Below are 13,663 nucleotides of genomic sequence, written 5' to 3' on the forward strand. Positions count from 1 at the left end.
TGTAAAACGAGTAATTATGAAGAATATAATATATATACTGTTTCTTCTTTCGTTGCTGCTGCCCGCTTCCGCGGAAGCCGATGCGTCGGGACGTAAAAAGAAAAAGGATAGGAAAGGCGGGGAACCGGAGAATGTCGAACCCTCGACTCCTTACAGCGAATTGTTCAAGGGTAAGAAGGTGAAGACCGCCAAAGGATTGATGACGATACACCGGGCGGACAAGAAAATATACGTGGAGTTCCCGCTCCGCCTGCTGGATAAAGATATGCTCTACGCTTCGGTTATCCGGGGTATTACCGATAACGGCGAGGGTGCCGTGGGCGAGTTCGTGGGCGGCGATAATGCCTTGCGTTTCACGCGACGGGATTCGGTGTTGCAAGCCCGGATTACGGTGCAGGTGGACTACCCGCCGTTGCGGGCGTTCAACAGTAGCGGTGACGGGGCGATAGACAAGGCTTTGGAGAAGGCTTCGCGACCGGGTATCTTCGGGACGTACAAGATAGAGGCATGGACGCCGGACAGTACGGCGGTGGTGGTGGATATGACGTCGTTGTTCACGAATTATTCGGCGTACACGACTCCTTTTGCCGCTTACGCGCCGAACGCCATGTTCGGTTTCGTTTCCCGGAAGCACGATATCCGCGAGGAGCGGACGACGCTGAAGGATGTCGCCGCTTTTGACAATAATGTCACGGTTACTTGCGAGCAAGGGTTTAACGTGGATTATTTCATGATGGGATTCCCGATGGCAAAGGACGTGAAAGTGACGGTGACGAGCGACAAGATTCTGATGTTGCTGCCGGAGGAACCGATGATGCCCCGCTTGGCGGATTACCGCGTGGGGGTACGTCCTTTCATGCAGGCGGATTTTAGCGACCCGCTACGAGGACTGGAACGCGTGTTCTACACGCGGCGGTGGCGACTGGAACCGACGGACAAGGCTGCCCACGAGAGAGGTGAGGCGGTGGAACCCGTGAAACCGATCGTTATTTACATGGACACGCTTATGCCCGCCGCGTGGGCGAAATATATAAAAGAGGGACTGGAGGAGTGGAATACTGCTTTCGAGAAAATAGGGTTCAGGAACGTGGTGCAGGTACGGGATTTCCCGCGGGATGACGCAGGGTTCAATCCTTTTGACGTGAATCATTCCGTGATTCTTTATTCTCCCGTGTTATGGTACTCGGCAATGACGAATCAACTCACGGATCCGCGCACGGGCGAGATATTGAGTATGTCAATCTGTATACCGGACAACTTCACGAATATGTTGTACAATGACCGCGTGTTGATGACGATGAATGCCGATCCTTCCGTGCGGCGGGCGAAGCTGAGCGAGGAACAGATGGGGGAGTTGATTCGCGCGAATATGGCGAACTGCATGGGGTGGAACTTGGGTTTGTTCCTGAACGCTTCCGCTTCTGCGGCTTACCCGGTGGATTCGCTGCGTTCCCCTTCGTTCACGCGGGAACACGGGTTGAGCCCTTCGATTATGGACGTTGTACCCTGCAATTATATCGCTCAACCGGGTGATGCCGAACGCGGCGTGCGGATGACGGCGAAAGGGGTAGGACCGTACGACGACTTTACCATCCAATGGCTGTACAAGCCGATAGCGGGGGCTAACGTGCCCGCGGACGAGAAAGCGACGCTCGACAGCTGGATCAAGGAGTCGCGCGCGAATCCTGCCTGCCGTTATCACTTGTTCGACGACTGGGGGGCTTTCGATCCTCTGGTGGCGGTCTACGACTTGGGGGATGATCCGGTGAAAGCCTTCGAGTATCACGTGGCTAACGTGAAGGGTTCTTTAAAGAACTTCTTCGAGTGGTACCGGGAAGACGATCGCGATATGGCTGTCCGTCAAGGGATATACGAGGGGTTGTGCTCCGTGTTGGGCGCGAACCGGTTGCCGCAGTTGGCAACTTACGTGGGAGGTATCGTGATGAACGCGGCGAATGCCGACGAGGGGATCAGGCAATACGAGTTTCTACCGAAGAAACAGCAACGGGAAATGGTGCAATACCTGTTGAACTTCTCCCGTGACCTCGATTGGTTGGAAGACCTCGATTTGCTCCGGCAACTGGGTCCGGGACGTATGCCCATGAAAGAGGCGATGCGGGCAACCGTGCTGGACGTGTTGTTCTCCCGCTACGATCGGTTGAAATGGTGCGCCGCCAAATCGGACGATGCCTATAAACCGAGCGAGTTGTTGGATGATATCTACCGTTTCGTGTGGGAAGGTACGCTGAAGAACCGCTCCTTGACGAAAGAGGAAATGGGATTCCAGACTTCTTATCTGGCGATGATATTGCAATCTTCTACCGTGGGGGAATCGGCTTCCGCGTTACAGGTGTCCGCCCGGCGGGACGGTGTTGCTGATTTCAGCCCCGCGAACTTATACTTTATTAATCGCGGAATCACGGAAGCGAGAAATCCCCAATCTTACAGTGCCTCTTTCGACCTGCCGTGGTGGGTGAGAGTCCCCGGTAATCCCGATGCCCACGAGTTCTACGGCATGGTGCTTCGCGTGCAGGGATTGCTGAATAAAGCGGTGGTGATGAGCACGGGCGATACGAAGTTGCATTACGAGTATCTGCTCCACAAAATCAAGAAGTCGTTGGAAAAGAAATGAGTTCATTTAACGAGAATATTATGAAACGAAACAAGATAGTATACCTGTTTATCATCGTGTTCCTGCTTCCCGCTTCCGGGTTCGCCAGAAAGAAAAAGAAGGACTCGAAGGGGGACGGGAAAACGGAGAGCCGTTACGAACAGTTGTTCAAGGATAAGGCTCGCGAAACGAAACGGGGGCTGATAACTCTCCACAAAATGGAAGGAAAGATATATTTCGAGATACCGACGGCGGTGATGGGACGGGAGATGTTGCTGGGTTCGACGATCGCCGCTTCCACCGATAATCTGCTGGGCGGGGTGGGTGAGCGCACGCATACCCCGTTGCGGGTGGTGTTCACGCTGAAGGATTCCAACAAGGTGAGTTTGGGCGAGATACAGACCGTGTACACCACGACCGACGATAATCTCCGGGAACGGATGCGGCGCGGTAATTTGCCTGCGGTAATCAAGAATTTCGAGGTGCAGGCATGGTCGCCGGACAGCACGGGAGTGGTGATTGACATGACGGATTTCCTCGTGAGCGACAATGAAATGCTTCCGCCGTTCTTCCCGTGGTCGCCGGTGGTGTCGATGACGGAAGGACGGCTTGACAAGAATTTCATACAGGAAGGGTCGCAGGTGTTGGAAATAAAAGCCTTTGAAGATAACGTCAGCGTGCAGTCGCGACTGGCTTACCGGGTGACGGCGGAAACCTTTATGGGAACTTATTGCAAGAACAAGCCGATAACTAATGTTCTAACCCGCAACTTTATCCTCTTGCCCGAGGATGCGGCTCGTCCCCGTTATGCCGATCCCCGCATCGGGGTATTCTTTGACGGAAAATACGATATCGGTCACCCGAGAAAGAATATCGACGTGTTCTATCACGCCAACCGCTGGCGTCTTGAGCCGAAAGACGAGGAGGCTTACCGTCGGGGCGAGTTGGTGGAACCGGTGAAACCGATCGTGTTCTACGTGGACGACGCATTCCCCGCGAGGTGGTTGCCTTATATACGTCAGGGAGTGCTCACGTGGAATGAGGCTTTCGAGAGGATTGGCTTTAAAAACGTGATGCAGGTGCGGGATTTCCCGTCCGATGATCCGGATTTCGACCCGGAGAACTTGAAATACTCCTGTATCCGCTATTCCCCTTCCGTGGTGGCGAACGCCATGGGACCGTCGTGGACGGATCCCCGCACGGGCGAGATTATCAACGCTTCGGTCTATGTGTACCACAATCTGGTGGCGATGGTACTGGACTGGCGTTTCCTGCACACGGCTCCCGCCGACCCGTCGGTGCGCAAGGTGAAGTTGGACGAGGAAACTTTCGGCGATTGTATGCGTTACGTGATTGCCCACGAGGTGGGACACTGCCTCGGTTTGATGCACAATATGTCCGCATCGGCGGCAATACCCACCGATTCGCTGCGTTCACCGTCCTTCACCCGGAAGTACGGAACCACGCACTCGATTATGGATTACGCCCGTAACAATTACGTGGCGCAGCCGGGCGATGCCGAGAGGGGAGTGCGTATGACGCCGCCTAATCTCGGGCTTTACGATTATTACGTGATCGAGTGGTTGTACAAACCTTTGCTCGACATTCCCACGGCGAAAGACGAGATACCCGTGCTTGACCGCTTTATTTCGGAACGTTCCGGTGATCCCGTTTATCGCTATGGCAAGCAACAGTTCTGGAACGTGTTAGACCCCAGTTCCATAGAGGAAGACTTGGGCGACGACCCGGTGAAGTCCGCCACCTATGGCGTGAAAAATTTGAAATACCTCTTGGCGAATCTCAACACGTGGGTCGCGCACGAGGATAAAGACTATAAGTTTCGTACCAATATGCTGAACGAGGCTCGTTTCCAGTTCTTCAGGTATTGCGTCCACGTGCTGAGAAATATCGGTGGATTCTATTTTAACGAGATATATGAGGGGGACGAATTGCCCGCTTACAGTGTGGTGTCCCGCGAAAGGCAGAAAGAGGCTTTGCGCTTCTTGCTGGAACAGATGAAGGACGTGGCATGGTTGGATAACGTGCCCGGTTTGCCGCTGGGGCGTGACGTGGGAGCGGAGATACAAGAGGAGATGATGCGGGGATTGCTTCGCGCGGGTCCGGTGGTGGCAATCAACGAGAAGCTGACCACGGATAGTAAACCTTTCACCCGTGACGAGTACATGAATGATATATACGCCTTTGTCATGGCACCGACCATGCAGAATAAGGTGCTGACGAAGAGTGAACGTTCCTTTTTGCAGGAGTTCGTGAACAGCTTGATCGAGGAAACCGGGGTCAACAGAAAGGACATGGGAGCGGAGCCTTTCCGTTTCCGTTCGGGGGTGTTGGTACGTGTGCCGGAGAGTATAAAGGCGAAAAGCCGCGAACGTTACGGCGTGTTGGGGCATGACGTGTTGGGGGTTTTCTCGAACGCAGAGTATCTGCCGATAAACGCGGCGGGAGAGGTGTCCGGGTTTGGCGAAGTCAATCTCTGGTATCGTCCCTATCCCTCGGAACCGGCATGTTTCAAGATGTTGCAACGGGTGTACACTCTTGTCAAAAGCAAACAGAACACGGGGAGTGCCGAAATGCAACGGTATTATAAACTTATGGCCCGTCAGATCGGGAATATCCTCGATAATTGAACGTGTAAAAATTGAATACTATGAGAAGAATAATCTATATACTGCTTTTTCTTTCTCTCGCCGCGGGTGTCAATGATTCCTTTGCCGCCGGACGGAAAAAGAAAGACAAGAGGAAAAAAGAGCTTACTGCCTACGAGAAGGTGTTTGACGGGAAGAAGGTGCAGACCGCCCGCGGGCTGATGACTTTGCACAAGATAGACGATAAAGTGTACGTGGAATTTCCTCTCGCCCTGCTCGGCAAAGAGATGCTTTTCACCTCGACGATAGAGGGAATCAGCGACAGCGGCGAGAGTGCCGTGGGGGAGTTCTCCGGTCAAGGTGTGCCCGTTCGTTTCACCCGCGCAGACTCCGTGCTGCAAGCCCGTCTGGTGGTGTTGGGCGACCTGTTGAACCTGTCGGGTGATGCGTCGGTTGACCCGGCAATCGCACGCTCCGGTATGCCGGGCGTGTACGGTAATTACAAGATAGAAGCGTTTACTCCCGACGGTGCGGCGATGCTGGTGGATATGAGTTCGCTTTTCATGACGCATAGCATTTACACGACTCCTTTCGCCGACTATGCCGGAAACTCTTTCTACGGGTTCGTGATGCGGAACCATAAGTTTCAGGAGGAACGCACTTCCCTGCACGGCGTGAAAGCGTACGCGAATAACGTGGTTGCCACGTGTGACTTGGGGTATGATGTGGATCATATCTTCTTCGGTATGTTCCTTATGGCAAAGGATATGAAAGTTTCCGTGCTGGCGAACCGGATTCTGATGCTGTTGCCGGAACAACCGATGATGCCCCGTCTTGCCGATTACCGGGTAGGTACGGAAGTGCTTCGGGCTTCCGCGCTCAATGCCTCGATGGAAGAGGTGAAACCGATTCACCTCGCTTACCGTTGGCGTTTGGAGCCGTCCGATCCCGTGGCGTATCACCGGGGTGAACTCGTGCGGCCGTTGAAACCGATCGTGTTCTACATGGATACCCTTATCCCCGAGGCGTACCGCCCGCATGTGGCGGCGGGAGTGCTGGAATGGAACAAGGCTTTCGAGGCTATCGGGTTCCGGGACGCCATACAGGTGAAGGATTACCCGCGGGATGAGCCCGGTTTTGACCTTGCCGACGTGAGTCATTCCACGATATTATTTTCCCCGGTGAAGATGTACGAGGTGAAAAGCCAGATGTATTCGGATCCCCGCACGGGTGAGATATTGTCGGCTTCCATTTTTATTCCCGTGGGGTATGATCCCGGCTTTTCATATAAGGCCTACACGCTGGCGGCAGACCCGCGGGTGCGGGAACAGTATTTGCCCGTGGAGATTTACGGGGAACAGATCAGAAACGACGTGGCGCGGGAGATGGGAAAATGTCTGGGATTTGCCGAGAATCAGCTTGCCTCGTCCGCTTATCCCGTGGATTCCTTGCGTTCGCCTTCTTTTACCCGTGAATACGGTTTGAGTCCCTCGATTATGGACCGCGTGCCTGCAAACTATATCGCCCGACCGGGGGATATGGAGCGGGGGGTGGCTCTGGTGCAGCATGGTATCGGGGGATATGACTATTTCCTCGTGAAGTGGTTGTATCGTCCCGTTCTCGGGGCGGTTACACCGCGGGAGGAAACTGCCGTACTAGACCGCTGGGTGGCGGAATCGAGAAGTAATCCTTATTTCCGTTTCGGGCGTTTCGTGTGGGGGATGCACCGTCCGGTCAACGATCCGCGAATGCAGGCTTTCGACTTGGGCGACGATCCGGTGAAGGCGTTTCGCTATCGCCTTGACAATATAAAATATATCATGGAGAATTACGGGAGCCTCACGTGGGAGGACGACAAGGAAATGACCGCTCGTGTCAATTTCCGTAACGTGCTCACGGATGCGGTATCCGCGGAACTTAACCGGATGCTTTCACACGTGGGCGGTGTGTATATCAACGAGGTACACGCCGACGAGGACATTCCCGCGTATACCGTTGTCCCGAGGGAACAACAGCGTGCTATCGTGCGCTACGCCTTGGAACTGGCGAAGAGTTTCGACTGGATGGACGACGTGGCTTACATGGAACGTTATAATATCGGCATGGGAAACCTGCCCGGTGAAGAGATGTACTTGACGATACTGGGCGGATTGCTCGGGAAGATGGGCGATTTACGGCTTTGTGCCGCGAAATCCGATGATGCCTACACGCCCGATGAATTGATGGACGACCTCTATACTTATATCTGGGACGGTACGATCGGGAAACGGGCGTTGGACGAGGACGAGCGTTTTATGCAAAGGGCTTTCGTGGCGGGTATCATGGCTACTTCTGCCGTGGCGGAATCCGCTTCGGCTTTCGAGAAACCCGAACGCCGGATGCCTTTTATCGCTGACACGAAACTCGTGTCATGGTCGCCCGATACCCGTTCCCTGCACCGCGAGGAACAACGTCTGGCGGCAGCCCGCCTGTCAGGTACTGCACCATACAGCGGTTTTGACGGGCATTACGCCGTGGTAAAGGGCTACAATGCGGCTCCTGAATTTTACAGTATGCTGTTGCGTGTACGGGACTTGTTGAAACAGAACCTCGCCTCTTCATCCGGCGATACCCGCGAGCATTACGAGTATCTGCTGTACAGGATAGGGAAGGCGTTGAGTAAAAAATGAATCTAAAAGAGAATATTATGAAACAAACCTCGATAATCATAGTGTTGGTTGTTTTGTTGTTACCGGTTCTGGCGGAAGCGCAGGGCAGAAAGGGGAAGAAAACCAAACGCGACGTCAATAGCGAGATGCCCGCGCTTCCCAAGGAATCGGCTTACGACAACCTGTTCAAGGATAAAGCCCGCGAAACCGTGAAGGGGCTGATGACGCTTCATAAGACGGACGGGCGTGTCTATTTTGAAATTCCGCTCGACCTGCTGGGAAGGGAGATGCTGATCGGTTCTACGATAGCGGAAACTACCAGCCATTACTTCGGCAGCGTGGGAGAGAAGCCGCACGAGCCGTTGCACGTGGTATTTACCCGTACCGATTCGTTAATCAACCTGCTGGAAGCGAATGCACTGCACATCACGGGCAACGAGCGGATGCGTAAAAACGTGGATAAAAACGCCTATCCCGCCGTGTTGAACAACTTCGAGATCAAAGCGTGGTCACCCGACAGCACGGCGATTGTCATCGACATGACCGATTACCTGTCCGGCGGGGAGAACGAGGCGCTTGATCCCTTTTCCCCGTGGATGCCTATTTTATGGCAATACGGTGGCGGGGAGGAAGGACAACTTGAAAAAGAATTTAAACGGGAGTTTACCCGAATCGGGCGGATCGCGGCGTACGAGAATAACGTCAGCGTGCAGACATCACTGACTTATGACGTGAGCGTGCAGGCGCAGCAATGGTACTGGATATACAAGATGCCTTTTACCGCCTTGATGACCAGAACATTCCTGCTGTTGCCGGAAACTCCCGCGCGTGCCCGGTTGGCAGATCCGCGTATCGGGGTATTTTTCGGGGGAAAATACCTGTACGAAGAGGACGAGAGGGGCGTGGAAGTACGTTACTATACCCATCGTTGGCGACTGGAACCCAAAGATTTGACGGCATTCCGACAAGGACGCCTCACGGAGCCGGTACAACCTATCGTTTTCTACGTGGACGATGCTTTCCCGGAAAGCTGGAAACCTCACGTGAAGGCGGGTATCGAGGAATGGCAGGCTGCCTTCGAGAAAATAGGCTTTAAAAACGCCATCGTGGCACGGGATTTTCCCGCCGATGATCCGGCTTTCGACCCGGAGAACCTCGCTTATTCCTGCGTGCGTTATTCCCCTTCTCCGGTGGCGAACGCCATGGGACCGTCGTGGACGGATCCCCGGAGCGGGGAGATATTGCAGGCGAACGTTTCCGTGTACCACAATATGGTGCGCCTCGTGCAGGATTGGCGTTTCATACAGACGGCTCCCGCCGACCCGTCGGTGCGGGGTGTGAATCTTGACGAGAAAACACTCGGGGACTGTATCCGTTACGTGATCGCCCACGAGATAGGGCATTGCCTCGGTTTGATGCACAATATGTCCGCGTCGGCGGCTATTCCGACCGATTCGTTACGCTCGCCCTCGTTCACGCGGAAGCATGGAACCACACATTCGATCATGGATTACGCCCGCTTTAATTACGTGGCGCAACCGGGGGATGCTGCCCGCGGGGTACGGATGACTCCGCCCGAACTGGGACTGTACGATTATTACGTTATTCGCTGGTTGTATACCCCGCTACCGGACGCAGTGACTTCCCGTGACGAGGTGCCTGTACTCGATAGCTGGATCAGCGAACGTTCCGGCGATCCGGTTTATCGTTACGGTAAACAGCAATTCTACGCTCATCATGATCCCTCGTCCTTTGAAGAGGATTTGGGGGACGATGCCGTGAAATCGGCAACCTACGGGGTGAAAAACCTGCGCTACCTGCTTGCTAACTTGAATGATTGGACACGTGACGACGATCCGGATTTCTCGTTCCGCGAACGGGTGTACAACGAGATTGTCAGCCAGTACGTGCGTTACCTGAATCACGTGGCGGCAAACATCGGCGGCATTTATCTCAACGAACGTTACGAGGGGGACAAACTGCCTCATCAGGCTTTCGTGCCGAGAGAGAAACAGAAACGTGCCGTTCGTTTCCTGCTCAACCAAGTGAAAGAAGTGCAATGGCTCGATAGTCCCGCGTTCCAGAAGGAGATGCCTCTCATGGGAATGGTTTCCCGCGAATTGGAAGATAAAATCATCGCTGCCGTTCTGGGACGTCTGGCTCCCGTGTCTTACAACGCCGATAAAGCCCCGGCGAAACTGGCTTACACGCCGGACGCGTACATGAATGATATTTACGATTTCGTATTCACGCCGACCATACAGGGACGCACGCTCTCGGCAACCGAGAAAAAGTTGCAGTTAGCCTTGCTTTCCCGTGTAATCGGCGGGGCAAACGTGGAGAAAACATCCGCTAGCCGGGGAGGTTTCCGTATGCTGATTGATGTGCCGGAAGCGGTAAAAGCGAAAAGCATAGCCTATTACGGGGATCTTGCTAATCTGTCCCGTCCGCTCGCCGAACGACAGGGATTCAGCTATTACGTTGACATAGATCCCAAACAAGCCGATATGGCTCCCTATTATTACGATTTAATGAAACGTGCCCGCCAACTGTTGCAGGGAAAAGCCTCTTCCGGTTCTGCGGATACACAGCAGCATTATAAATTTCTTCTCCATAAACTGGAGCAAGCCATGAGGTGATGAGTTTTCCCTTGTTCCTCTCCGTCGCCGTCGGAAACTTTCCGCGGCGGCGGGACAGGAGGGATTAGTGATTAATGATTTATGATTGTAAATTATATAAAATAAAAAAATTAAGCTTTTAGAGTAATACCAAACCTCGTTTCATGTATTTATAGTACGGATGAGCGTGAGATGTGGCATTGTGAGTGAAGCTAACTATAATAAACAAACAAATTGTGACAAACGAGTAGTACGGGACAAGGGAAAAATTAGAGTCTGAATCAAAATATCTGTCGGCATTTATCCGGTAGATTTTGCAGGGAATAAGTACGGCGCTTTGCAACCGGACAGTTCCCCGGTACTGTCATTATGTCTTCAATTGATTGTTTACACTTTATGAAAAACTGAGAAGTTTAACAAGAATAAAGATGGTAAACCTTGAATCTATTTTACCGGGGATAAACGGCAAGGACGAAAGATGTTGGGAACAACTTTACAATTCTTGCTACGCTGCGATGTGCGTTTACGTCGAATCGATCGTCAAGGATATGGATTGTGCGAAAGATATCGTGCAGGATCTGTTGGTGAATCTCTGGCATTCCAATGTGCAATTCGCTTCCTCGAAAGAACTAATGGGATACCTGTACAAATCTCTGTATCACAATTCATTGTTATACATCCGCAACAAGAAGAAAAGAGCCGCCATACTGGATAAGATTGACAAAGAAAAAGAAGAGGAGGATTTTGCCGCGGATTTCCTTCTGGATACGGTACAGGAAGAAATAGTACGCCTGCTCTATATGCATATCGGTGATTTACCCCGAATGAGAAAACAGATTATCAAGTTGAGTATAAGCGGTTTTTCCGGTAAAGAGATTGCCGAGAAACTAGGTATCAGCGTAAACACGGTGAAAGTCCAAAAGAACAAAAGCATCAAATATCTTCGTGATCGCCTTATGCATCGCGGGAGAGAACTCGACCTTTGAAGAGCCGCGGCAAACAAAGTGTTAAATTTAAGATTTTTCTAACGATTCGTTTGGAAAATGAAAAATAATGTTATATATTTACAGTGAACGATGATAGAGATGAGGGAAGAGAGTTTGGTTTGAGTTAGTAACTTTAAAATGAAGACGGAATGAAAGCTAAATGGAATCAAATGGTAATCGTAGCCCTTCTACTAGTTGTAATCACGAGCATCGTCGTATACACTTGGATAGGGATAGCAGAGATCATTCATTATTTTGATCATCTGGCGTACGAGTCCTTCACTACCGTGAGAATACTCGGTTTGTGACGGGAAACAAGGAACAACCGGTACACGATCCGGTAGACATGGTACTTAATTTTTCACAAGAGTGTCGATAACCCGATGATTATTGTTATTTTTGTAGGGACGGAAAATGAATAAAATAACAATTGATGACTTCTAAAATGATTCGGGTATTATCGCTGTTTTCTGGATGCGGGGGAATGGATTTGGGACTGGAAGGCGGATTTTCAGTTCACAGAGATTGTATTAATCAAAAAATGAATCCCGACTTTATAGAAAAGAACGGACGGAACGGGTGGGTAAAGTTACAATCAACCCGTTTCCGGATTGTTTTCGCCAATGATATACTGAAGGAAGCCCGGACGGCGTGGACACGTCATTTTGCCAAATACGGTTATTCCGCGGAAGTGTACCGCCAAGAGAGTGTTGTAGACCTCGTGAAACGCCACCGCGCGGGGGAAAAGGTATTCCCCGAAAAGGTGGATGTCGTCACGGGAGGATTCCCTTGTCAGGATTTCAGTCTGGCGGGGAAACGAGGTGGATTCAATTCCCATAAAGACCACAGGGGAGAGGTTATCAACGGGGAGATCGCTTCGGAAGAAACCCGGGGAAAGTTGTACATGTGGATGAAAGAAGTGATCGAGATCACGAAGCCCAAAATATTTATAGCCGAGAACGTGAAAGGACTGGTAAACCTCGCGAACGCTAAAGAGATTATTCAACGCGATTTCGCGCGGGCGGATGGTGACGGATATTTGGTGTTGGAACCGAGGGTGTTGCATGCCGCCGATTACGGGGTGCCGCAATCCCGCGAACGCGTGATTTTTATCGGTATCCGTAAATCGGCATTGACTTCGGAGGCACGGGAGATTTTGTCGGGAGAAGTGATTCCGGCAGAATACTGTCCTTACCCTTTGCCGAGTCACGGTTATCGTGCCGCGGGAGAGGGGCTGATGCCCCCGCAGACTCTCGCAAATGTATTTGCCGGGTTGGAAGAACCGGAAGCGAGCGCGGATCCGTCGCAAATGTACTACTCCAAGGCAAAATTCTTGGGCAGGCATTGTCAAGGACAGATAGAGGTCGATCTCACGAGTATCGCCCCAACTATCCGTTCCGAACATCATGGAAATATAGAATACCGCCGACTCTCGAAAGAGCATGGCGGAATCATTGACTCTGAGTTGATGGCGGGTTTGAAAGAGCGCCGATTGACTCCCCGCGAGTGCGCGTTGATACAGACCTTTCCCCCTGATTACGAGTTCGTCGTGCCTGACGGGGGAGGGGGTAAATACAAATTATCCCCCTCTTCGGCGTATAAAATCATCGGGAACGCTGTCCCCCCCTTGCTGGCATACCATATCGGGAAACGCATGGAGAGCTTGTGGGATTTCTACTTCGGGAAGGAGCCGCTTGTTTGATTTTACAACTTCAACCGGAAGATATCGGAAACTTGTTTAAACCCGTGATGCTCGAAAAAGCGGTGGGCGGAGTGGTTATTCACTCCCGATTCGAGATAGCAATCCCGTATGCCTTTCGCTTTAAAGTTCTCCGTCGCTTCTCGCAGGAGTTGTTGACCGATACGTTTTCCCCTGTACGCGGGATCGACACTGAGGTCGAAAATCACACCGTAAGGAAACGCGCCGTCGTCCGTGATACCGAAGAGGACAAAACCGATAATATCTTCATCTTCCAAGTAGAGTAATAACGTGTTGGCGGGATCCGCGACTTGGCGGTCGAGGTATTTTAGCCACATTTCCTTGTAATCCGGAGCCAACTCGTTACTGTCGAGTGCAATACCCATTTGTAACTCACCATGTGAGATATAAGCCTTGTGATTCTCGATAATGCGGGAAAAAAATTCGCAAAGGCGTGTCCTGTAATCTGTGGAGTACGTTTTTATCATATACGAT

The 13,663-nt window shown here is 52.0% G+C and carries 8 protein-coding genes; 7 read left to right on the plus strand and 1 reads right to left on the minus strand.

Annotated features, from left to right (window positions below):
* Window positions 1–16: 16 nt before the first annotated feature.
* The 7 genes from ACK8P8_RS02735 to ACK8P8_RS02765 all read left to right on the plus strand — a co-directional run bounded on the left by ACK8P8_RS02735 (window position 17) and on the right by ACK8P8_RS02765 (window position 13,171).
* Complete coding sequence (locus tag ACK8P8_RS02735) at window positions 17–2,632, plus strand: zinc-dependent metalloprotease (protein WP_369860100.1); 2,616 nt, start codon at window positions 17–19, stop codon at window positions 2,630–2,632.
* 20 nt (window positions 2,633–2,652) lie between these two features.
* Window positions 2,653–5,259 carry a zinc-dependent metalloprotease gene (locus tag ACK8P8_RS02740; protein ID WP_369860101.1) on the plus strand — a complete coding sequence of 869 codons (2,607 nt, stop codon included), beginning with the start codon at window positions 2,653–2,655 and terminating at the stop codon, window positions 5,257–5,259.
* Between the two features lie 20 nt (window positions 5,260–5,279).
* Window positions 5,280–7,886 carry a zinc-dependent metalloprotease gene (locus ACK8P8_RS02745; protein WP_369860103.1) on the plus strand — a complete coding sequence of 869 codons (2,607 nt, stop codon included), beginning with the start codon at window positions 5,280–5,282 and terminating at the stop codon, window positions 7,884–7,886.
* A gap of 17 nt (window positions 7,887–7,903) precedes the next feature.
* Window positions 7,904–10,504, plus strand: a complete 2,601-nt coding sequence (locus tag ACK8P8_RS02750) for a zinc-dependent metalloprotease (protein WP_369860105.1) — start codon at window positions 7,904–7,906, stop codon at window positions 10,502–10,504.
* Between the two features lie 407 nt (window positions 10,505–10,911).
* Entirely contained in the window at window positions 10,912–11,469 is a 558-nt protein-coding gene (locus ACK8P8_RS02755) for a sigma-70 family RNA polymerase sigma factor (protein ID WP_099292588.1), read from the plus strand.
* A 149-nt stretch (window positions 11,470–11,618) separates the two neighbouring features.
* Complete coding sequence (locus ACK8P8_RS02760; RefSeq protein WP_176555078.1) at window positions 11,619–11,777, plus strand: hypothetical protein; 159 nt, start codon at window positions 11,619–11,621, stop codon at window positions 11,775–11,777.
* A gap of 125 nt (window positions 11,778–11,902) precedes the next feature.
* Entirely contained in the window at window positions 11,903–13,171 is a 1,269-nt protein-coding gene (locus ACK8P8_RS02765; protein WP_369860106.1) for a DNA cytosine methyltransferase, read from the plus strand.
* A gap of 2 nt (window positions 13,172–13,173) precedes the next feature.
* On the opposite strand, the gene ACK8P8_RS02770 is transcribed toward ACK8P8_RS02765, so the two are convergent.
* Window positions 13,174–13,656: a GNAT family N-acetyltransferase gene (locus tag ACK8P8_RS02770; RefSeq protein WP_292270345.1), complete on the minus strand. Its 483-nt coding sequence runs from the start codon at window positions 13,654–13,656 to the stop codon at window positions 13,174–13,176.
* Window positions 13,657–13,663: the final 7 nt, after the last annotated feature.

This window comes from Butyricimonas muris (assembly GCF_046365375.1).
In the GTDB taxonomy this organism is placed as follows: Bacteria; Bacteroidota; Bacteroidia; order Bacteroidales; family Marinifilaceae; genus Butyricimonas; species Butyricimonas muris.

Bases quoted from the DNA above. Each gene is read 5' to 3' on its own strand.
- ACK8P8_RS02745 (WP_369860103.1), top strand. From the start codon at position 5,280: ATGAGAAGAATAATCTATATACTGCTTTTTCTTTCTCTCGCCGCGGGT.
- ACK8P8_RS02735 (WP_369860100.1), top strand. From the start codon at position 17: ATGAAGAATATAATATATATACTGTTTCTTCTTTCGTTGCTGCTGCCC.
- ACK8P8_RS02740 (WP_369860101.1), top strand. From the start codon at position 2,653: ATGAAACGAAACAAGATAGTATACCTGTTTATCATCGTGTTCCTGCTT.
- ACK8P8_RS02770 (WP_292270345.1), bottom strand. From the start codon at position 13,656: ATGATAAAAACGTACTCCACAGATTACAGGACACGCCTTTGCGAATTT.
- ACK8P8_RS02760 (WP_176555078.1), top strand. From the start codon at position 11,619: ATGAAAGCTAAATGGAATCAAATGGTAATCGTAGCCCTTCTACTAGTT.
- ACK8P8_RS02765 (WP_369860106.1), top strand. From the start codon at position 11,903: ATGACTTCTAAAATGATTCGGGTATTATCGCTGTTTTCTGGATGCGGG.
- ACK8P8_RS02750 (WP_369860105.1), top strand. From the start codon at position 7,904: ATGAAACAAACCTCGATAATCATAGTGTTGGTTGTTTTGTTGTTACCG.
- ACK8P8_RS02755 (WP_099292588.1), top strand. From the start codon at position 10,912: ATGGTAAACCTTGAATCTATTTTACCGGGGATAAACGGCAAGGACGAA.